The sequence below is a fragment of the Spirillospora sp. CA-108201 genome, from assembly GCF_050936235.1.
Taxonomy (GTDB): Bacteria; Actinomycetota; Actinomycetes; order Streptosporangiales; family Streptosporangiaceae; genus Spirillospora.
In genome coordinates, this window is record NZ_JBNJNE010000001.1 from 1,538,720 (window position 1) to 1,560,041 (window position 21,322).

The following is a 21,322-nucleotide window of genomic DNA, read 5'->3' on the forward strand; positions in this document are numbered from 1 at the left end:
TCCACGGCCCGCACGGTTTGATCAGCTCGGTCTTGTACACCCCGATCGTCGACTCCATCAACGCATTGTCGACGCCGACCGGCTGCCGTTACCTGGTTGGGTGGACCAGCGACTCCGCCCAGACGCCGCCGACCTGCCCTCCCCCGACCGCGGGAGCCCGCGGCTCTTTGCCCCGAAGCGTAGGTGGCCGACGGACATTCAAGGCTGGGCCGGTCGCCGCCGCAAGGGTTTCGAGAGCCTGGCACCGTCTCCGTGAATCACGTGCCTCACCGCCGGGGCGCCCCGTCCGGGATCTGCTGGGTACGGCAAGCCGCCTCGCTACGACGAGTCCACCAACCTGAGCCCGCAGGCCAAGGCCGCGATCCCCGTCGGCTACCCACCCGCACGCGCCCAGCATTCTTCTCCTCCCTGCTCGGCACCCTCATGCGTCAGGCCGAGGGCGTGCTCGGCGTCGGGCCGGTCGCGCAGCCGGAACAGCTGCCGGCCGACCCGGTCCTAGTACTGCAACAACAGGTTGTGATCACGGCGCTGCGTACGGTAGGCAGTGGTGGTGGTCACGATCGATGTCGAAGCCTGGTCGCGGGAATTCTCTGACTTTCTGGCTATGTTCGCTCATCGTTTTCCCCGGGTGGAGTCACGCCGCCAGGCAGCCTCCTACCTGCGTGGACTCCTGAGCGAGTTGGAGCGGAAGAACGGATGGACTCTTGCTGAGATGTCGGGTGAGAATGGTCCTGAGCGTCTTCAGCGTCTACTGAACTTCTACGCCTGGGACACGGATGGTTTGCGGGACGACATTCGTACTATGGTCGCTAAATCCATCGGGGACCCTGAACAGGGTGTGCTGATTCTTGATGACACAGGGTTCCTAAAGAAGGGCATGCGGTCCGCTGGGGTGGCCCGCCAGTATTCAGGGACCGCCGGCAGGATCGAGAACTGTCAGATTGGCGTTTTCTGCGCCTATGCGAGTCCTGCGGGGCGGGCGCTAATCGATCGTGAGCTTTATCTGCCGAAGTCGTGGACTGAAGACCGTAAACGGTGCCGCCAGGCGGGTATCGGCGATGAAGTGGAGTTCGCCACCAAGCCCGATCTGGGCAAGGCCTTACTTGAACGGGTGGTCGCATCGGGGATCCCCTTCCGGTGGGTCACCGCGGACGCGGCCTACGGGCAGGTGTGGCGGCTGCGGTGGTGGATGGAAGAACGCGGCATCGCCCACGTGGTCGCCGTTCCCAAAACGCAGATGGTGATCTCGATGAAGCTGACCCAGGAGCGTGTCCACCACTTGATCGACGAACTGGAGGAGGACGCGTGGCAGCGGCTGAGCTGCGGAGACGGAGCTCATGGTCCACGGTTGTACGACTGGGCTGCTGTCGACATCAGACCATTTCGTGAACCCGGAGCAGGGCACTGGCTTCTTGCGCGCAGAAGCATCAGCGATCCGAATGAAATCGCCTACTACATCTGCTTCGCCCCAGAGCAGACTCTCCTCAAGGAATTGGTGCGTGTGGCGGGCAGTAGGTGGGCCATCGAGGAGTGCTTTCAAGCGGCCAAGAATGAGACAGGATTCGACCACTATCAGGTCCGCGGCTACCAGGCCTGGTATCGGCACATCACTTTGTCCATGGCTGCTTCCGCCTTCCTGCTCAGGCTCCAGCGGGCCTGCCAAAAAGGGAGATCTCGAATACCTGCCGGTAGGTATTCGCCCGCTGAGCATCAACGAGATCCGTCGCCTGTGGAACCGCGTCGTAATGCGCACCACACACTTCATCGACCACGCTCTGAAATGGTCTGAATGGAGAAGACGCGCCCAGCAACGAGCCAGAGACAGCCACTATCGCAGACGCGAGAGACACAACCTGTCGTTGCAGTACTAGCAGCCCGACCGCCGCCACGGCTCGGCACCGGATTAAAAGCCGAATATCGATCGGACCTAACCCCGCCGGGACGGGCGCGGGCGGGTGCTGCGATTATCTGAACGGTCACGGTTGGGTCGCCGGCTGGTGGCCTTTGCGATCGACTATCACGTCGAACGCCGTCGAAGAAAGGGCGCTCGGCGAGACGGTCACGGTGACCGGATACCTCCGATCGAACCCGAACCCGTGCAATGATCCTTTCGGGAAGAAAATGTCCTTGTGCTCGCCCGGTCGCAGAACGACTCCTCCGCCGGGAAACGGCGAGTCGCGGTCTCGGCGATGGTCGGCGTCGCAGACACCGTTCCGCCCCAGGCACAGGGTCACCGGCCGGTCGATGTACCGGTTGGTGAACCTGACGGGCAATCCGTAGGTGCGGACGCACTGGCGGGAGACACCCGCGCTGGTGATATCGACCGGTTGCGGCGCCTTGGAACCGACGGGGAGCCTGCAGGAAGACTGGTGGAAGAAGCGGTCATCGGCGGCGGCGCCCCGATGACTGAAGTAGATCCCAAGAACGCTGAAGCCGATCCCCGCCACTGCGACACAGGACAAGATCAAGCAACCGCAGCCCCCCGGGCTCGCCTTCGGACACCGCGTCCTCCCCTCATCTTCGATTATTGGATCCGGAGAAGAGATTGGCCAGAGCGAAGTCAAACGCCTGTCTGGCGTGGGAAGAACAGGTCGGCCCGTCCGGTCGTCTCAGTCAACGCCGCGCCGTTTCCATGCGGGTGATCTCCCTCGGTAAGGAGCAAGCATGACAGAGCCAGATCAGACGCCAGATGAGCCCGCCGGCCCACACGCCCGGCGTGCCCGGCGCGCAGGGCCACGATGGCCTGCGCGCCGATTCAGCTGGATGGGATTCGGGCGTCGTCGGGGACTTGAGCTGCCGACCACAGAGGAGATCGCCGCGCTCTCGACGAAGGACCGCATGGTGCTGGCGCTGCAGCAGCGCCAGCACCGGCAGCAGAGCATCGGCAGCATCGGCATCATGTTCGGCGTGCTGTTCACCGCCGCCGGCCTGATCACCACGGCTCTCACCTTGCGCGGCACTCAGGAAGGCCAGGTCACCGACCGGTACACCAAGGCCGTCGAGCAGCTCGGCTCTCCCAGCCCAGAGGTCCGCCTGGGCGCCGTCTACGCGCTGGAACGGCTCGCCGGGGACTCCGCCCGCGACCACAACACGATCATGGACGTCTTAGCCGCCTACGTCCGCGTCCACGCGCCCGCCCCCGATGCCAAGACGCCCCGCGAGCCGGCGGCCGACGTCCAAGCCGCCCTGACCACCCTGGTGGGCAACGACCGGACTCGCCAGCCCTACGAACTCGATCTGCACGGGGTTCGGATACCAGGGGTGAACCTGGCCAGCGCCGCATCGAACAGCGCCAGAAGAGACACCCACTTCCAGGGGCCCTACCTCACCGTCTCGGACCTGCGGCGCGCGGGCTGGTATGTCGCGGACCTACGCGGCGCGAACCTCAAGGGCGCGGACCTGCGCCACGCGACACTGGCAGCTGCCGACTTGGGCAGCAGCGACCTGCGCCACGCAGACCTACGCAACGCCGGCCTCCACGGCGCCCGCCTGCACGGTGCTGACCTGCACGGTGCTCAACTGAAGGGTGCCGACCTGCGCGGCGCGGACCTGACCCACGTGCTGGGAGTGACACCCAGCCAGATTCGTCAAAGCGCCCTGACCGACCGCACCACCCGGTTGTGACGGCGATCGGATTCTTCAGGACAGCGTGAGCGGCGGGGCCTTGGGTCGCCAGTACGCCCACCTGCTCCCGCGGCCCGATCGTCCGCGACGTTCGAGCGGCAGCGTCGGGGTGGCCGCCGGCCCGCGGCGGGTCACCTTGACGCCAGTGAGCGGGGACATGATCGGAGGCTTCTGGAACCCCGGCACCCCACGTCATCCATCAGGTTGGTTCTGGACTGCCGCAAGGCGGAGTTGCCGGTCTGGGAGGTGCCGGTCATGATCGTGGTCCCCGAGGAACCGCCGCAGGTGCACTGACCGCCGCGACCGCCGTCCTCGTGGGCCGCGTCGACGCGATGCTTGAGATCATCTTGGACGCGACGTGTGGCCGGCGACCGAGCGGCAAGACGAAGATCGGTGTTCTGCGGGAAACCCCGTCTACTCCGGGTGGGCCCGGTGCACCGCCGGGTACTCTCACTCTCCCGACCGGGCTTGTCAGTTGCGACCCTGCGCATCTGGTGTCCTGCACGGGCGAAGCCACGCACGCTTCTGCCGCGCCGCACGATGTCTTCTGACCGCGGATGTCTGGTCCGCTGCCGATCAGGGCAAACAGCCTTCGATGGAGGATGGGCCGACGCCGAGGACCAATTCGACCCTATTTGCCAGAATTGTTGGCAGGTGGCTTTCGGGCGGCACCATCCTGTAGCCGGCCGACGCGGTCTGCGATGATCGGTTCACGGAGGTGGAGACCATGGCCCAGGAGCCGGGACGGAACCCGAAGATCGACACCAGCGTGCCGCACTCGGCGCGCATCTGGGATTTCTGGCTGGGCGGCAAGGACAACTATCCGGTGGACCGCGAAGCCGGCGAGGCCGTCCTGCGGATCCTTCCGGTGATCGCGACCTCGGCCCGACAGGACCGCGCGTTCCTGGGCCGGGCGGTGCGTTTTCTGGCCTCCCAGGGCATCCGGCAATACCTGGACCTCGGAACCGGGCTGCCGACCGTCGACAACACACACGAAGTCGCCCAGCGCGCCGCGCCCGAGTCCCGGATCGTCTACGTCGACAACGACCCGCTGGTCCTCACCCACGCCCGCGCCCTGCTGACCAGCACCCCGCAGGGGGTCTGCGACTACATCCAGGCCGACATCCGCGACACCCACGCCGTCCTGGCCGGCGCCGCCGCCACCCTGGACTTCGACCGGCCGGTCGCGCTGATGCTGCTGGGAGTCCTCAACCACATCGTCGACGACGACCAGGCCCGCCGCCTGGTCGCCGACCTGCTGCTCGGCCTGGCGCCGGGCAGCTACCTGGTCATCTCCCACACCTGCGACGCCACCACCGACGAACTCGACGGCGAGGCGATGCGCCGCGCCGTCCAGGAGGTCATGGACCGCGGAGGCACGCCCATCCGTGCCCGCTCGCCCGAGCAGATCCAGGAGCTGTTCAGCGGAGCCGACCTGCTGGAACCCGGAGTGGTGTCCTGCTCCCGATGGCGGCCCGACCCCTCCCCCTGGCCCGTCCCCGAGGTCCCCCACTACAGCGGCGTCGCCATCCTCGACGACGGCGCCACCGACCGAGGCACGACACCGCAGAACCCCGACCAGTGAACGCCGCGCAACCCGCCGCGGCCGCGCCGGCGCCCGCCATCGCGGTCCGCGTCGCGCCGTGATCCTCGAAGGCCGGCATCTCTGCCTGATCCACCGCCGGCGACCTGACGGCGACCAGTACTCCCTGCCCGGCGGCCTCGTTGATCCAGACGAACACGTACCCGCCGCCCTGGCCCGCGAACTCGCCGAAGAACTCGACCTCGACCTGTCTGATCTGCCCGGACGACCGGAGCTGCGCTGGGTCCAGGACCAGGTCAGCACCCGCCCAGGCAGCCGCGCCGTGTTCCGCCGGCTCCACCTGATCCACCTGCTCTCCGTGCCGCCCCACATCCGGGACACCATGGCGGCCACCGAGCGGGACTCCGAGGACGACGCCCGCGTGGTTTGGACGGACCTCGACCAGGCCGCCCGGCTGCATCTCTACCCCGCCATCGGAGAAGCGCTCAGCGCCGTGACCGCCCCGGCCCATCCGGTGCTCCCACCGCCGATCACCGACCGGACGTACCGCTGGCGCTGACCCGCCAGGCCGTCGGATGCACCCGTCCTGCCATGGCGGCAGGACCGGGACATCACATTCCTGGGGCTGGGGACGGCGGCCGCGACCGTGCAGGCGCCGGACGGAGTCTCCGCAGACCGATGTAACACATAGCGGTGCCGAGTCGCCGCGGCGCGCGGCGAGCCGGGCTGGTCGCGAGCCGACGCGGGTCAGCGTGACAGGCATTGCGGAGGATGCGACTCCGGAGCGTGTTGTCTTGGCTGTGGGTGCTGCCCGCCGTCACCGGCAAGGGCGCCCCGCTGTTCCCCGAGATGGATCAGGCCGCAAAGCTGCGCTTGGTCAAAGCACGGCCTTCCCGTCCGGCATCCTGGAACTGGTGTACGCCAGCCGACAGGTAAGGCCCTGCTGCCCTGTCCCCGGTGCCGTCCGGAGTTCGGCACAGACCTCCGTTCCCGAGCGGGTGTCAGGGCAGGCGCACCGTTCCGGCCCATGGGGGGGCCTCGCGGCCCCGCAGTCGGCTGCGGGGCCGCGTACTGCAGAGGTTGATCAGAACACCATGGTGAGCAGATCGGCGAACAGTTCCTGTTCGTCGATTTCGAGCCCGCGATTCGTGAACCATGTGGCCATGTTGTGGCAGTCGCGCATCAGAAAGTCCATGCCCTTGGGGTTGCCGACGATGTCGACGACCTGGGGCAGGTCGATCATCACGATCCGCTCGGCCTGCGCGAGGACGTTGTACGGCGAGAGATCGCCATGCGCGTGCCCTGAGCGGGCCAGTTCGCGCATGCCGTCGCGGAGCTGCTCGAAGTACACACCGAGCAGCGCTTTCGAGGGCCTGACCTGAGCGAGCCTGGGCGCGGCACCGCCCTCGCCGTCGTCGATGAACTCCATCAGCAGTTCGGTCCCGTCCACCTGCACCGGGTACGGCACTGGGACGCCGGCCTTCCACAACCGGTTGAGGGCGTCCCATTCGGCGTACGCCCACTGACCGGCCGCGACACTGCGACCATGCGAGGTCTTCTTCGCCATCGCCCGGCTGTCGCGGCTGTTGCGGGTGCGGCGGCCCTCCACGTACGTCGTACTGCGGTGAAAGGACCGGTGCTCCTCAGTGCGGTACCGTTTCGCCGCCAGCAGCGAGGACTTCGCCGGGTTGTCGCCAATGGCCTCGACGGACCGTTCGAGCAGGAAGACGTCAGCTTCCTTGCCGGTTTTGAGAATGCCGAGTTCCGTGTCGATCGCGGCTTGCTCCGTGACGACCCACGAGGGGCGCGGCTCGGGGCCACGTGAGCTGCGCTCGACGTCCAGCCAGGTGGACCATCGTTGATCCGGGCTCAGCTTCTCGTCGACCGAATGGAACTCGAAGGCGAACGCGTCGGCCGGATCCGCTTGGGACACGTCACCAGTGAGATCGGACCGACGGGAGTCGATGCCGGAGGAGGAATCAGAGTGTTCGTACTCGGAAGACAACGGATGTGCTCCTGAACAAGAAGGTGGGACTGATGCGGACATGCCGCAGCGCAGTGATGGCCATTCGTCAGCCCTCCTTAGTCCAGGCAGCGTTCGTCGCCGCTCGTTCGCCCCAGCTTGCCCGCCCGTCTCAGAAGCTGCAACGTATTTACCGGCACCCACACTGTGCGGTCGGCTCAGCCGAGCCTCTTTGCGCCGGCTTCGCGACGTGATCACTTGGCGGCCTTGCGGGGCTTCGGGCGGACCGTCGCGCCCCGGCCCCTAAAAAGGTTTGCCCGGGGAGGCCGTCCATGGGGATGCTCTGCCGGACGGAAGGAACCGCGAAGTGGTGGTCACCGCGTCCAGCGAGGTCTCGGAGTTCGAGCCGGAAGTCCGCACGGCGGCCGGCGTCCTGCGGGGCAGGCGGGAGGCCGGCCTGGCGGTCTTCCGCGGCATACCGTTCGCGGAGCCGCCGGTCGGCGACCTCCGGTTCGCCGCTCCACGGCCGGCGCGCGGCTGGGACGCGGTGTGCGCGCGGCGCCGGCGTTCGGTCCGCCGCCCCCGCAGTCCGGCCTGCTCGGGACTTCCCAGGGACGCGGACCGCGACGACTGGTTGACGGTCAACGTCTGGACACCGGAGCCCGGTCCGGCGGCAGGGCTCCCGGTGATGGTCTGGATCCCCGGCGGCGGTTACGTCATGGGCGACTCCAGCCTCCCGGAGTACGACGCCGGGCGTCTCGCCGGCAGCGGAACAGTGATCGTGACCCTCAACTACCGGCTCGGTTTCGAGGGTTTCGGCCAGATCGACGGAGCCCGGCCAACCGGGGGCTGCTCGACCAGGTCGCGGCCCTGCAATGGGTGCGGGACAACATCGGCGTGTTCGGCGGCGACCCGGACCGGGTCACGGTCTTCGGGCAGTCGGCGGGCGGCGGATCGGTCGCCGCGCTGCTCGCCATGCCGCGCGCCGCCGGGCTCTTCCACCGCGCGGTCGCGCAGAGCGTGCCGGGCACGTTCTTCTCGCCCGGACTCGCCGCCGACATCGCCGCCGCCTGCGCCGCCCAGCTGGGGGTACGGCCCACGGTGGCCGGCCTGTCGGCGGTGGCCCCGGCCCTGACGGCGCACGCCGCTACCGGGAGGCGTTCCCGGCCGCGACCGACGAGGAGCTGTACGAACTGGTCAACGCGGACTGGCTGTTCCGCATGCCGAGCCTTCATCTCGCCGACGCGCAGATCGCCGGTGGCGGCCGGGCTCACGGGTACGAACCGACCTGGCCCGCGCCGGGGGCCGGCGGCGGTCTCGGGGCCTGCCACGGTCTGGACGTGCCGCTCGTCTTCGGCAACCTGACCAGCGGACAGCCCTCCATGCTGATCGGCGACCCGCCCTCTCCGGCGGCGGAGGCGTTGCCCGCGCAGATCCGCGGAGCGTGGACGGCGTTCGCCGCCCACGGCGACCCGGGCTGGCCCGCGTACGACGCCGACCAGCGACTCGCACTGCTCTACGACACGCCTTCGACCATCGCGGCCTACCCCGAGGAGACCTCGCGACGGCTGTGGCAGGGCCACGCGTTCCCGGCGCTCCCTCTGCTCGCGCAGTAGCGCCGCCGTCGTCGGGGTTGACCTTGACACCGGCGTCAACGGATACCGTCCCAGACCGGGATCAGGGAGCCCGCCCTGGTCACAGTGGAACACGGGGGACGACGTGAAATTCGCGATCAGCTACAGCACACCCTTCTTCGGCGTGGATCCCGACCGGATCACCGCCTACGCCAGGCACGCCGAAAAGTGCGGCTTCGAGGCGCTCTACGTGCCCGAGCACATCGCTCTCTACCCCGGCGCGCAGGTCGGCGCGATGGCGCTGCCCCCGTCGCTGCCCTTCGGCGACCCGCTGGACTGCCTGAACTTCGTCGCCGCCGCCACCGAGCGAATCCTCCTCGGCACGGGCGTCCTGCTGCTGCCGTACCACCATCCGGTGACGCTCGCCAAGCGGCTGGCGACCATCGATCGGCTGTCCAAGGGACGGATGCGGCTGCTGACCGTGGGGCTCGGCACGCTGCCCGGCGAGGCCCAGGCGGTCGGGGTCGACTTCCGCACCCGGGGCCGCCGCGCGGACGAGGCCATCCAGGTGCTGCGGCTGCTGTGGGCCGGTGACGACACCGGTGTCGGCTTCGACGGGGAGTTCTTCTCCTTCGAGAACCTGTGCAGCTTCCCCAAACCGTTCGGCGACACCGGCCTCCCGATCCATGTCGGCGGATCCAGCGACGCGGCCGCCCGCCGTGCCGGACGCCACGGGGACGGCTTCTTCCCCGGCGGCTCGCTCACCCCGGACCAGCGAGCCGTCCAACTGGAGATCGCACGGTCGGCCGCGAGCGAGGCGGGCCGCGATCCGGCCGCCCTGGAGTACACCCGCTGGGGCTCGATGGACATGTCCGAGGGACGGGTCGAGGAGTTCGCCCGGCAAGGCGTGACCCGCATCGTCGTCAACGCCACCGCGCCCGATCTGGAGCAGCAGCGCGAGCAGATGTCCGCCTTCGCCCAGCGCTTCAACCTCGCCGCAGGCCCTGAATCTCCGTAGTCAGGCGAAACTGCGCGGCGCAGGAGGTTGGGTGCGACGGCGGCGTCGCGGCGCGAACAGGAATCACGTCCGTCCCCGGGTGGCCTGCCGGATCCGCTCGGTGAGCCGTGCGGCGTCGGGGTGCGAGACCACGATCTCGTCGAAGCCGTCCCCGGTGATCCCGCGGTTCAGCGTCAGGCGCAGGGCGGGCCGACGGCGCACCGACACCAGCCGGCGCGGGCCGCGCAGCACCCCCCAGACCCCGATCTTGGTATGGCCCGAGACGACGAGACCGCGGTGCCCTCCGCGCGCCACCCGCAGGGGCGCGTCGACGCGGGCGACCCGGTCGATCGCGGCGAGCGGGACGCTCACCTCCGCCCGCCTGGTCCAGATCCGCTCCCAGGCGCTGAACGCGATCGCGACCTGGTCTCCGCCCATCGTCACTTCCGCCATTGTCATGTCCTCTCGTCGGGGGCCGTCGTGTCGCCCTTCTCCGCGGCGGGGGCGTCCACGGGCATGAGCACGGTCGCCAGCAGCCGGGGGGTCCGCCCCTCCCCCGGTTCGTTGCCGAGCAGTGGTTGCACGAGTTCGGTGAAGCGCCGGGCGAAGTCGGCGAACTCCTCGTCGTCGAGGTGCAGTACCGACTGCTGGTAGCCGACGCCGTCGGCCATCAGATCGATCCGCTCGCGCGCCAGGTAGCGGGAGAACTCGGCGAGCAGGCTGGAGACGAACGCGGTGAAGTAGCGTCCGTGGTCCTCGGACGTCGCCGTGGCCAGCGCCTCACCGCTGAGCACCGCCCCGCCGGATGGGAGCGCGTAGACACGCTCGCTCGTCCCTCCGACCCTGCGTTCCTCCACCACCTCAAGCAGGTGGCCCTTGGCGAGCGCGGCCAGGTGCCGGTAGAGCGTCGCCTGCGGCACGTCCGGCAGCAGACGAGCGATCTCGCGCGTGCTGCACCGTCCCCCGCCGACCGCTCGCAGGACCCGTATCCGTACCGGATGCAGGGCCAGCTCCGCCCACCCCTCTTTGGAATCTCCCACATCAGTACATTATCATTATCGATAATGAGAACGTCCAGACGAGGCGCGGGACGGGGCCGCCCGGCGCGCGCCTGTCAGGCGGGCGCTCCCCTCGGAGGAATGTTGAAGTTGATCCGGAACACGTTGCCGGGGTCATAGACGGCTTTGAGCTCGGTCAGGCGGGTGTAGTCGTCGGGCCGGTAGGCGGTGCGGACGACGGCCGGGGCGGTGTCCTCCACACCGGCGAAGTTGATGTTCGTGCCCCCGGTGCTCCAGGGACGCATGTCCGCCAGCAACCGATCGCGCGACTCCCGGCTCCCGGGGTCGGGCGTCGCGCCGGTGAACAGGGAGAACAACGCGTCCCTGCCGCCGACGCAGTTGGGGATCTCAGGCGGACGGGCATAGGCGCCGCCGAAGTGACGCAACTCGGTGATGAACGGCGGCTGCGCGCCCGGTCCGGCGTGGGCGAGGAGCGTGTCGACCGCGTCCTTGCCGATCTCACCCAGGAGCACGTTGCGGTCATAGGCCACGTAGGGGGCATCGGTGGGCTCGTGGTGGATGGTGCCGACCTCGGCGCAGGGCATGTCCCGCAGCGTGTCCAACAAGGCAGGGCCGACCTCGCGCAGCGGCCGCACGAGGTCCTCACCGCCCTCGGCGCCGCTGAAGGCGACCCGTACATGCGCGACGAACCTGCCCCGCAGCGGCGCCGGCACCGCGGGCAGGTCCGGGTTCTGGGCCAGCAGCACTGAAGAGGCCATGTGCTCCGGCAGCGAGCGGCTCCAATCGGCGTAGGCGTGCAAGACGTCGCCGGTGACGTCCGCGGCGAAGTAGAGGCCGCCGCCGTACAGCCGCGAGACCGGGAACAGGTCGATCTCCATGCCGACGACGACGCCGAAGTTGTCCTTGCCCCCGCGCACCGCCCAGAACAGATCGGGGTCGCTGCCGGGGCCGACCTCGCGGAGGCGGCCGTCGGCGGTGACCACACGCAACCGCCGCACATGATCGGCGGCGAACCCGAAACGGCGGCCGAGGAGACCCGCGCCCCCACCGGTCGTGTACCCGACGGGACGTCGTCCACCCCGGGTTCCCCGGTGAACGCACGGCGGCGGCCACGTCGCCCGGATCGGTGGAGACCTCGTCGGACGGGTGGCGCCGGTGCTTCAGGTGGCGGGGGCCGTCGGGCCCGCGAGGCCGTGGAGGAGCAGGTCGGTCAGGGTGTCGACGATCTCGTCGTCGGTCGCGCCGGGGGCGTCGTCGCCGGCGGTGAGGACGGAGTAGCCGAACATCGAGAGCATCGCGCCGATGGCGGGGGCCACCAGCGCGGGGTCGCCGGGGAGCGGGCGGCCCTGCTCGCGGAGCCATTCGAGGTGGTCGCGGAAGACGCCGGTCTCGGCGGCCAGGGTCGTCCACGCGCGTCCCGACGCGGGGCCGTCGGCCATGATCGACTGCAGTCGGGCGGCGATCACCGGGAGATGCTCCCGGTAGGCGTGCCAAGCGATCGCCAGGTGCCACCGCAACTGGTCCCGGTCGGACAGGTCGTGGTCGCGCGGGTGCTCCGAAGCCGCGACCTCCGCGTCCGCCTGCTCATCGAGGTCGGCCATGAGGGCCTGGAGCAGCTCCTCCTTGCCGGTGAAGTGGTCGTAGAACGAGCCGGTGGCGCGGCCGGCCGCCGCCGTGATGTCGGTGATCTTGGTGTTCAGGTAGCCGCGCTCCATGAACACCTGCCGCGCGGCGTCCTTGAGGGCGGCCCGGGTCTCGGCTGCCTTCGCCTTGCGCACGCCGCTCACAGGGCTCCTCCCGGCCTTGCCGTTGACAGCAGACGCAGTATCCCAGAATACTGAGCCGCGATTCGCCGAATAAAGATTCGGTGAACCTGGATTCAGGAGGACCTGTGCGAGTCATCGTGGTCGGCGGCGGGGTCGCCGGAGCGGTCGGCGCCCTCGCGCTGCGGCGCATCGGAGCCGAGGTGACGGTGTACGAGGCGTACGCCGACCCGGCGGGTGAGGTCGGTTCGTTTCTGAGCCTGGCGGCCAACGGACTGCGGGGCCTGGAGGCGCTCGGCTGCCTGGAGACCGTCCGGCGAGCGGGTTTCGCCGTGCCCCGCCAGCGGCTGTGGGCCGAAACGGGCAAGCTGCTGGGCGACACGCCGCGCGGACGGCCGGCCGGCGGCACCCTCATGAGCGTCACGCTGATGCGCGGCCGGCTCGTGGAGGCACTGCGCGCGGAGGCCGTCCGGGCCGGGGCCCGGCTCGTGACCGGGCAGCGCCTCGTCGGCGCGGTCACCGACGGCTCGACCGTCCGGGCCGAGTTCGACAGCGGCCTCACCGCCGAGGCGGACCTGCTGGTGGGGGCGGACGGGATCTGGTCGGCGACCCGGCGGATCCTCGACCCCGAGGCCCCGGAGCCCCGGTACGCGGGGCTCTACTCGGCGGCGGGGGTCTCCTACGGCGTCGACGTGGAGCCCGGCGTGTTCAACATGGTCTTCGGTCGCGACGGCGGGTTCATCTACCTGGCCGCGCCGGACGGCGCGGTCTGGTGGGCGGCGCAGGTCGCCTCTCCCCGGCGGCCCGACCTGGCCGGGGTCGACCTGGACCTGATCAGACGGCTCTACCGGCGCGAGCGGATGCCCGCCGCCGTGCTCGCGGGGGCCGCGGAATGGCACCGGCCCACCCTGATGCACGCGTTGCCCGAGGTCCCGGTCTGGAGCGCCGGCCGGGCCGTCCTCGTCGGCGACTCCGGCCACCCGGTCGGCGCCGGGCAGGGCGCGTCCATGGCGATCGAGGACGCCATCGTCCTGGCCCGGGCGCTCCAGGAGACCGACGTGCCCGCCGCCCTGGCCCTCTACGAGCAGAAACGGCGGGCACGCATCGCCAGGATGGTGAAGTCAGCCGGCGCCAACCGCGACGCCAAGACCGCGGGCCCCATCGCCCGCCGGGCCCGCAACCTCCTCATGCCCGCGGCGATGAAGCTGTTCTACGAGCGCGGCACCTCCTGGCTGTACTCGCACGACGTGACCGCCGGCTGGCACTCGTCCTCAGGCGCCGCCGGCGTCGGGGGCGCCGAACCAGTCTCCGAGCGCTCGGCGCAGCGCGGGCACGGCGGTGCCGGCGGACTCGTCGACGGTCGCGGCCCACGCGACGTGGGCGTCCGGACGGATCAGTAGGACGTCGGCCGGACGCTCATCGGTCTTGGCCGTGCGGACGTCGACGCGGCCCTGCCAGTCCCGGGCCGCTTCACGCAGGTCCGGCCGGTCGGCGAGGTCGAGCAGGACGGGCCGTGCGGAGTGCATGAGGCCGGCGACGCCGGTGATGCCCTGGTCGGTGTGCAGGGTGAGGTCGGGGGCGAAGGCGCCGGCCAGCGGGTGGTGGACGTCGCCGGGCATCGGGTAGCGGATGTCGGCTCCGGAGAGAAGGGCTCCCATGCGCCGCAGCGGCTGCTCGTCGGCGAGCAGTTCCTGGAAGAGTTCGCGGAGCGCTTCGGCGGCGGGATCGTGCCCGCGCCGCAGCGCCACCTGGGCGCGGGTGTGCAGCATGGTGCGGGCGCCGGCGAGGTGGCGTTCGCCGTGGTAGGTGTCGAGCAGGCTGGACGGCGCCCAGCCGTGGACGGCGCCGGCGAGCTTCCAGGCCAGGTTGACCGAGTCCAGCATGCCGGCGCTGATCGCCACGCCGGTGGCGGGGAACAGGTGCGCCGCGTCCCCGGCCAGCAGGACCCGCCCGCGGCGGTAGTGCTCGGCCTGCCGGGCCTTGAAGGTGAACCGCGACAGCCGATGCGTCTCTCCCACGGGCACGTCCGCGCCGAGCACGCGGCGGATGCTGCCCTGGAGCTCGGCAACGGTCATCGGCGCGTCATCATCGTATTCGGTGGCCTCGTCCTCGATGGTGTGGAGGGACACGACCCTGGAGTCGGGGGACGAGCCGAGCGCGAACAGACCGCGGTCGGTCCGGGTGAACCCCGCACGGATCGTGCCGAAGCCGGGGACGTCGAGGTCGCCGCCGTCCAGCACGGTCACCGTGTCGGGCAGGGTGACCTGGGCCAGCCGGTTGACCTCCGGATAGGTCGTGCCGGGGAAGGCGATCCCGGCCAGGTCGCGGACGCGGCTGCCCGCACCGTCGCACCCCACCAGGTAGTGGGCGCTCACCTGGTAGGACCCGTCCGGGCCGTGCACCTCCGCGGTCACCGCGGCATCGTCCTGGCTCACCCCGACCACCTGGTGCCCCCGCCGGACCTCGGTGTCGAGTTCGCCGGCGCGTGCGTCGAGCAGCCGCTCCAGCAGCTGCTGCGGCATCGGCAGGGCGTGCATCGGGGGATCCTGCAGGCGGGTGAAGTCCAGGTGCACCCCGCCGAACGGGAACCGGGGAGCCGGAACAGGGGCGGTGCAGGCCGCTTCGAAGCGTTCCAGCAGTCCCCGGTAACGCAGCAGCTCCAGGATCTGCCCGCCCAGGCCCCCGGCCTTCGGGGTGTCGCGGCGTTGCGGCCGGCGTTCCAGGACCAGCGGCCGCGCACCGGCCAACCGCAGCTCGCAGGCCAGCATCAAGCCGGCCGGACCGGCACCCACAATGATCACATCGGCGTCCATGCACTCTCCCTCGATTGAACGGCACGTGCCGCGCCAACGGCACGTGCCGGGGCAAATTGAAATCGCGGCCATGGCGCGGACCGCGTGGTGACCGGGCAGGCGGATCGGCTACGTGAGCAGCACGACGGTCCTCCGGGGCGGGTTCGCCGGGTGGCGGCCGGAGAGGGGAATCGCTATGACTGAGATGTCGCGGCCCCCCTTTCGCTGATCGCGGTCCCGTCCGTGGCGCCTTCGGCGCGCGAGCGGCGGAAGGTGCGGCGGTAGGCGTCGGGCGGGACGCCGACCGTGCGGTTGAAGTGGCGGCGCAGCGTCGTGCCGGTGCCCATGCCGGTGGCCGCCGCGATCGCCTCGACGCTGTCGTCGGTGGTCTCCAGCAGCTCCTGGGCGCGGCGGATCCGCTGGGTCAGCAGCCACTGCAGCGGGGTGGTGCCGGTCACCGACCTGAACCGGCGGCCGAGGTTGCGCGAGCTCATGGCGGCACGGCGGGCCAGATCCTCCACGGTCAGCGGCTGGTCCAGCCGTTCGATCGCCCACGGGAACAGCTCGGCGAGCGGGTGGCTCTCCCGCGCGGGCATCGGGGCGGTGACGAACTGGGCCTGGCCGCCGGCCCGGTGCGGCGGCACGACCAGGCGGCGCGCGACGGCGTTCGCGACCGCCGAGCCGCGGTCGAGACGGACCAGGTGCAGGCACAGGTCCATCGCGGCGGCCTTGCCGGCGGAGGTGAGCACGCTGCCGTTGTCCACGTACAGGACGTCGGGATCGACCTCCACCCGGGGATAGCGCGCGGCGAGTACCTCGGTGTGCGCCCAGTGCGTGGTCGCGCGACGTCCGTCCAGCAGGCCGGCGGCCGCCAGGACGAACGCGCCCGTGCAGAGCGAGGCCACGCGCACGCCCGCCTCGTGGGCCGCGCGCACCGCGTCGACGAGGTCGCCGGGCGGTTCCACGTCGACGTCGGCCCACCCCGGGACGATCACAGTGTCGGCGCTGCTCAGCCGGTCGAGCCCATGGTCGGGCTCCAGACGGAAGCCACCGGCCCGCACGGTGCCCGGGCCGCAGCCGAGAAGCCGGTACCAGGGCCCGGTCACCCCTGCCGGTGCGCTGCCGAACACCTCGTAGGCCACCGAGAGCTCGAAGTGCAGCATCCCGTCGGTGACGGCGACCGCGACAGTCCTCATGTCCGGAATTGTACGAGGCATGGCGTTCCAGACGCTCGTGCGGGACGACCCCGGCTGTGAGAATCCCTCCAGTGGTTCGGACGAGGGCAATGGGAGAGACGATGGAAACGGGACAGGCGGTCGCGGTGTTCGGCGCGTACGGGCACACCGGGCGGTTCGTGGTGGCGGAGCTGCGGGAACGCGGGTTCGTCCCGGTGCTGTCCGGCCGCGACACCGGGAAGCTGCGAGCACTGGCGGAGTCCTTCCCGGGGCTGGACGTCCGGCCCGCGTCGGCCGACGATCCGGCGTCGCTGGACCGCGCGCTGGCCGGGGTCGCCGCGGTGGTCAACTGCGCGGGGCCCTTCGCCGCGACGGCCGCCCCGGTGATCGAGGCGGCGCTGCGCGCCGGCGTCCCCTACGTGGACGTGGCGGCCGAGATCGAGGCCAACGCCGACACGCTCGCGCACTTCGCCGGGCGCGCCCGCGACGCGGGAGTCGCCGTCGTCCCCGCGATGGCCTTCTTCGGCGGACTCGGCGACCTGCTGGCCACCGCCGCGATGGACGACTGGGCCGCCGCCGACGAGGTGCACATCGCCTACGGACTGAGCAGCTGGCGCCCCACCACGGGTACGCGCGCCGCGGGCGCGGTCTCCCACGAGCGCCGCGACGGCCAGAAGGTCCGGTACACCGGCGGAAAGCTGGAGTACCACCAGGACGCGCTCCCCTCGTTGAAGTGGACGTTCCCCGAGCCGATGGGCGTCCGGCCCGTCATCGGGGAGTTCAGCATGGCCGACGTCGTCACGATCCCCAGCCACCTGGCGGTCTCCGAGGTGCGCTCGTACATGACCGTCGAGGCGGTCGAGGACCTGTCGGCCCCGGACACGCCGGCGCCGGTGGCGGCCGACGGGCGCGGACGGTCCGACCAGACGTTCCTGGTCGACGTCGTCGTGCGCTCCGGCGGCGAGGAACGGCGCGCCACGGCGAGCGGCCGGGACATCTACGCCGTCAGCGCTCCGCTGGCGGTGGAGGCGGTCGGCCGCATCCTCACCGGCCGCACCAGGACGACCGGCGGCGCCTCCGCCGGGGAGATCTTCGACGCCGCCGACTTCCTGCGCGCCCTGTCCGCGCACCTGTCGTTCGACCTGTACCGATGACCGCCCTCGGGCGCCGGGCGACCGCCGGCCCGGCCGCTCGCGTCCCGCGACGGGACGCGAGCGCCCGGGCCGGGGCCCCTCAGATCTCGTCGACGTTCATGGCGCCCTCGTTCGGGCGGCGGGAGAGGTCGATGCCGAGCTCCTCCGCGGCGCGGAAGACGTCCTCGTCGGTGTCGCGCATCTCGATGGACATGCCGTCGCTGGAGAGCACCTCGACGTTGAGGCACAGCGACTGCATCTCCTTGATGAGCACCTTGAAGGACTCGGGAATGCCGGGCTCGGGGATGTTCTCGCCCTTGACGATGGCCTCGTAGACCTTCACGCGGCCGAGGACGTCGTCGGACTTGATGGTCAGCAGCTCCTGGAGGGCGTAGGCGGCGCCGTAGGCCTCCAGTGCCCAGACCTCCATCTCACCGAAGCGCTGGCCGCCGAACTGGGCCTTACCGCCGAGCGGCTGCTGGGTGATCATGGAGTACGGGCCGGTCGAGCGAGCGTGGATCTTGTCGTCGACCAGGTGGTGGAGCTTGAGGATGTAGATGTAGCCGACCGAGATGGGTTCCCGGTAGGGCTCGCCGGTACGCCCGTCGAACATCCGTGCCTTGCCGGTCGGCATCACCATGCGGTCGCCGTCGCGGTTGACCAGCGTGGTGCCCAGCAGGCCGATGATCTCCTGCTCGCCGGCGCCGTCGAAGACGGGGGTGGCGACGTTGGTGCGCGGCCCGACGCGGTCGAGGCCCTTGTCCCTCAGCCGCTCGGCCCACTCCTCCTGCACCTCGCCGATGTCCCATCCCCGGGAGGCGATCCAGCCGAGGTGGGTCTCCAGGACCTGTCCGACGTTCATGCGGCCGGGCACGCCCAGGGGGTTCAGGACGATGTCGACGGGGGTGCCGTCCTCCAGGAACGGCATGTCCTCCACCGGCAGCACCTTGGAGATCACGCCCTTGTTGCCGTGCCGGCCCGCGAGCTTGTCCCCATCGGTGATCTTGCGCTTCTGCGCCACGTACACCCGGACCAGCTCGTTGACCCCCGGCGGCAGCTCGTCACCGTCGTCGCGGGAGAACACCCGCACCCCGATGACCTTGCCCTGCTCACCGTGCGGCACCTTCAGCGAGGTGTCGCGCACCTCGCGCGCCTTCTCACCGAAGATCGCCCGCAGCAGCCGCTCCTCGGGCGTCAGCTCGGTCTCCCCCTTCGGGGTGACCTTCCCGACCAGGATGTCCCCGGGCACCACGTCGGCGCCGATCCGGATGATCCCCCGCTCGTCCAGGTCGGCCAGGACCTCCTCGGACACGTTCGGGATGTCGCGGGTGATCTCCTCGGGACCCAGCTTGGTGTCACGCGCGTCGACCTCGTGCTCCTCGATGTGGATCGAGGACAGCACGTCGTCCTGCACCAGCCGCTGCGACAGGATGATCGCGTCTTCGTAGTTGTGGCCCTCCCACGGCATGAACGCCACCAGAAGGTTCTTGCCCAGCGCCATCTCACCGTCGTCGGTGCACGGACCGTCGGCGATCACCTGACCGACCTCGACCCGCCGGCCCTCGTCCACGATCGGCTTCTGGTTGAAGCACGTGCCCTGGTTGGACCGCTTGAACTTCGACACCCGGTAGGTCGTCCGGGTCCCGTCGTCGTTCATCACCGTGACGTAGTCGGCCGAGACCTCCTCGACCACACCCGCCTTCTCCGCCGTGATCACATCACCGGCGTCGGTCGCGGCACGGTACTCCATGCCCGTCCCCACCAGCGGCGCCTCACTGCGCAGCAGCGGCACCGACTGCCGCTGCATGTTCGACCCCATCAGCGCACGGTTGGCGTCGTCGTGCTCAAGGAACGGGATCATCGCCGTCGCGACGGACACCATCTGGCGCGGCGAGACGTCCATGTAGTCGACCTCGTCGGGCCGGATCGCCTCGATCTCGCCGCCCTTGCGGCGGACGAGCACGCGCTGCTCGGCGAAGGCGCCGTCGGGGCCGATCGGCGTGTTGGCCTGCGCGATGACGTAGCGGTCCTCGACGTCGGCCGTGAGGTAGTCGATCTCCTCGGTCACGCGGCCCCCGACGACCCTGCGGTAGGGCGTCTCGATGAAGCCGAAGGGATTGACGCGGGCGAAGGACGACAGGGACCCCATGAGGCCGATGTTGGGGCCTTCGGGCGTCTCGATCGGACACATCCGCCCGTAGTGCGACGGGTGGACGTCACGGACCTCCATGCTCGCCCGCTCGCGGGACAGGCCGCCGGGGCCGAGCGCGTTCAGGCGGCGCTTGTGGGTGAGGCCGGCCAGGGGGTTGGTCTGGTCCATGAACTGCGACAACTGGCTGGTGCCGAAGAACTCCTTGATGGAGGCCACCACCGGCCGAATGTTGATCAACGTCTGCGGCGTGATCGCCTCCACGTCCTGCGTGGTCATCCGCTCACGCACCACCCGCTCCATGCGGGCCAGACCCAGACGCACCTGGTTCTGGATCAGCTCCCCCACCGTACGCAGCCGCCGGTTGCCGAAGTGGTCGATGTCATCGACCTCGATCGGCACCGCCACACTGCCCAGGGTCGCCTCCTCCTCACCCGCGTGCAGCCGCACCAGATACTCGATCGTGGCCACGACGTCGTCCTCGGTCAACGTCCCCTGGTTCATGTCCAGGTCCAGACCGAGCTTCTTGTTGATCTTGTAACGGCCGACCTTCGCCACGTCGTACCGCTTGGGATTGAAGTACAGATTCTCCAGCAGCGTCTGCGCCGACTCCCGCGTCGGCGGCTCACCCGGCCGCAGCTTGCGGTAGATGTCCAGCAGCGCGTCATCCTGCCCGGAGGTGTGATCCTTCTCCAGCGTCACATTGATCGACTCATACGAGCCGAACCGCTCCCGGATCCGCGCCTCGTCCCACCCCAGCGCCTTCAGCAGAACCGTCACCGGCTGCTTGCGCTTGCGGTCGATGCGCACACCCACGTTGTCACGCTTGTCGATCTCGAACTCGAGCCAGGCACCCCGACTCGGGATCACCCGGCACCCGTAGATGTCCTTGTCCGACGCCTTGTCCAGCGCCCGGTCGAAGTACACCCCCGGCGAACGCGTCAACTGGGAGGTGACCACCCGCTCGGTGCCGTTGGCGATGAACGTCCCTTTCGGCGACATGAGCGGGAAGTCGCCCATGAACACCGTCTGGCTCTTGATCTCACCGGTGGTGTTGTTGATGAACTCCGCCGTGACGAACATCGGGGCGGAGTAGGTCATGTCCTTGTCCTTGCACTCCTCCACGGAGTACTTGGGCGGCTCGAACCGGTGATCCCGGAACGACAGGGACATGGTCCCGGAGAAGTCCTCGATCGGACTGATCTCCTCGAAGATCTCCTCCAGCCCCGACTGCGTCGGAACGTCCCTGCGCCCGGCCTCGCGGGCCGCCTCGACCCGGGCCTTCCACCTCTCGTTGCCGACCAGCCAGTCGAACGAGTTGGTCTGCAGGGCGAGCAGATCGGGAACCTCGAGGGGTTCGTGGATGCGTGAGAAAGAGACGCGGCGGGGACCGGCGGGTACGGCGGAATCGGTGCGCGAGGCTGCCAACAGGTGTCCTTCCGAGGGCTCGCGGCGGACTGACGGCGCGCACGCCGGACGTCATCACGGCCATACGGAAGAAGGGGACGTCGAGGCGAGCGCGGAAGGGCAGCATAGAGCAGAATGCAGACAGATGTCCACACCTACATAAATTGTCAACCTCGATCCCGG

Annotated in this window: 15 protein-coding genes and 3 pseudogenes; 9 read left to right on the forward strand and 9 right to left on the reverse strand. The window is 69.9% G+C overall.

The window, feature by feature from the left end; translation table 11 throughout:
• Window positions 1-604: 604 nt before the first annotated feature.
• Window positions 605-1,669, forward strand: a pseudogene (locus tag ACQEU6_RS07515) (IS701 family transposase); the annotation flags it as partial.
• Window positions 1,670-1,976: 307 nt separating this feature from the next.
• Here the strand turns inward: ACQEU6_RS07515 and ACQEU6_RS07520 are convergent.
• Window positions 1,977-2,447, reverse strand: a complete 471-nt coding sequence (locus ACQEU6_RS07520; RefSeq protein ID WP_499330022.1) for a hypothetical protein — start codon at window positions 2,445-2,447, stop codon at window positions 1,977-1,979.
• Window positions 2,448-2,838: 391 nt separating this feature from the next.
• Here ACQEU6_RS07520 and ACQEU6_RS07525 point away from each other — a divergent pair, with 391 nt between their 5' ends.
• The 3 genes from ACQEU6_RS07525 to ACQEU6_RS07535 all read left to right on the forward strand — a co-directional run bounded on the left by ACQEU6_RS07525 (window position 2,839) and on the right by ACQEU6_RS07535 (window position 5,726).
• Entirely contained in the window at window positions 2,839-3,624 is a 786-nt protein-coding gene (locus ACQEU6_RS07525) for a pentapeptide repeat-containing protein (RefSeq protein WP_499330024.1), read from the forward strand.
• A 727-nt stretch (window positions 3,625-4,351) separates the two neighbouring features.
• The gene (locus tag ACQEU6_RS07530; protein WP_499330025.1) at window positions 4,352-5,209 is read left to right on the forward strand and encodes an SAM-dependent methyltransferase; all 858 of its coding nucleotides are present in this window, start codon (window positions 4,352-4,354) and stop codon (window positions 5,207-5,209) included.
• Window positions 5,210-5,267: 58 nt separating this feature from the next.
• Window positions 5,268-5,726 carry an NUDIX hydrolase gene (locus ACQEU6_RS07535; RefSeq protein ID WP_499330027.1) on the forward strand — a complete coding sequence of 153 codons (459 nt, stop codon included), beginning with the start codon at window positions 5,268-5,270 and terminating at the stop codon, window positions 5,724-5,726.
• 525 nt (window positions 5,727-6,251) lie between these two features.
• On the opposite strand, the gene ACQEU6_RS07540 is transcribed toward ACQEU6_RS07535, so the two are convergent.
• Window positions 6,252-7,172, reverse strand: coding sequence for a serine protein kinase RIO (locus ACQEU6_RS07540; protein ID WP_499330030.1), 921 nt, complete (start codon window positions 7,170-7,172; stop codon window positions 6,252-6,254).
• 328 nt (window positions 7,173-7,500) lie between these two features.
• Here ACQEU6_RS07540 and ACQEU6_RS07545 point away from each other — a divergent pair.
• From ACQEU6_RS07545 to ACQEU6_RS07555, 3 genes and pseudogenes are all read left to right on the forward strand, one after another.
• Window positions 7,501-8,165, forward strand: a pseudogene (locus ACQEU6_RS07545) (carboxylesterase family protein); the annotation flags it as partial.
• Between the two features lie 185 nt (window positions 8,166-8,350).
• Window positions 8,351-8,746, forward strand: coding sequence for a hypothetical protein (locus ACQEU6_RS07550; protein WP_499340585.1), 396 nt, complete (start codon window positions 8,351-8,353; stop codon window positions 8,744-8,746).
• Between the two features lie 103 nt (window positions 8,747-8,849).
• Window positions 8,850-9,722, forward strand: a complete 873-nt coding sequence (locus ACQEU6_RS07555; RefSeq protein WP_499330031.1) for an LLM class F420-dependent oxidoreductase — start codon at window positions 8,850-8,852, stop codon at window positions 9,720-9,722.
• Between the two features lie 63 nt (window positions 9,723-9,785).
• On the opposite strand, the gene ACQEU6_RS07560 is transcribed toward ACQEU6_RS07555, so the two are convergent.
• From ACQEU6_RS07560 to ACQEU6_RS07575, 4 genes are all read right to left on the reverse strand, one after another.
• Window positions 9,786-10,154: a hypothetical protein gene (locus ACQEU6_RS07560; protein WP_499330033.1), complete on the reverse strand. Its 369-nt coding sequence runs from the start codon at window positions 10,152-10,154 to the stop codon at window positions 9,786-9,788.
• 2 nt (window positions 10,155-10,156) lie between these two features.
• Window positions 10,157-10,741, reverse strand: coding sequence for a helix-turn-helix domain-containing protein (locus ACQEU6_RS07565; RefSeq protein WP_499330036.1), 585 nt, complete (start codon window positions 10,739-10,741; stop codon window positions 10,157-10,159).
• A gap of 74 nt (window positions 10,742-10,815) precedes the next feature.
• Complete coding sequence (locus tag ACQEU6_RS07570; RefSeq protein ID WP_499340112.1) at window positions 10,816-11,703, reverse strand: FAD-binding oxidoreductase; 888 nt, start codon at window positions 11,701-11,703, stop codon at window positions 10,816-10,818.
• A 177-nt stretch (window positions 11,704-11,880) separates the two neighbouring features.
• The gene (locus ACQEU6_RS07575; RefSeq protein ID WP_499330040.1) at window positions 11,881-12,507 is read right to left on the reverse strand and encodes a TetR/AcrR family transcriptional regulator; all 627 of its coding nucleotides are present in this window, start codon (window positions 12,505-12,507) and stop codon (window positions 11,881-11,883) included.
• A gap of 116 nt (window positions 12,508-12,623) precedes the next feature.
• Between ACQEU6_RS07575 and ACQEU6_RS07580 the strand changes: the two are divergent.
• A pseudogene (locus ACQEU6_RS07580) lies at window positions 12,624-13,595 on the forward strand (FAD-dependent oxidoreductase); the annotation flags it as partial.
• Between the two features lie 159 nt (window positions 13,596-13,754).
• Here the strand turns inward: ACQEU6_RS07580 and ACQEU6_RS07585 are convergent.
• Both ACQEU6_RS07585 and ACQEU6_RS07590 read right to left on the reverse strand, forming a co-directional pair.
• Window positions 13,755-15,296: an FAD-dependent monooxygenase gene (locus tag ACQEU6_RS07585; protein WP_499330041.1), complete on the reverse strand. Its 1,542-nt coding sequence runs from the start codon at window positions 15,294-15,296 to the stop codon at window positions 13,755-13,757.
• Window positions 15,297-15,469: 173 nt separating this feature from the next.
• Entirely contained in the window at window positions 15,470-16,471 is a 1,002-nt protein-coding gene (locus tag ACQEU6_RS07590) for a helix-turn-helix domain-containing protein (protein ID WP_499330042.1), read from the reverse strand.
• Between the two features lie 101 nt (window positions 16,472-16,572).
• Between ACQEU6_RS07590 and ACQEU6_RS07595 the strand changes: the two genes are divergently transcribed.
• Window positions 16,573-17,604 (forward strand): saccharopine dehydrogenase family protein, encoded by a 1,032-nt coding sequence (locus tag ACQEU6_RS07595; RefSeq protein ID WP_499330044.1) that lies wholly within the window; start codon window positions 16,573-16,575, stop codon window positions 17,602-17,604.
• 79 nt (window positions 17,605-17,683) lie between these two features.
• Here the strand turns inward: ACQEU6_RS07595 and rpoB are convergent, their stop codons facing one another.
• Window positions 17,684-21,160, reverse strand: coding sequence for a DNA-directed RNA polymerase subunit beta (gene rpoB / locus ACQEU6_RS07600; RefSeq protein ID WP_499330046.1), 3,477 nt, complete (start codon window positions 21,158-21,160; stop codon window positions 17,684-17,686).
• Between the last annotated feature and the right edge of the window lie 162 nt (window positions 21,161-21,322).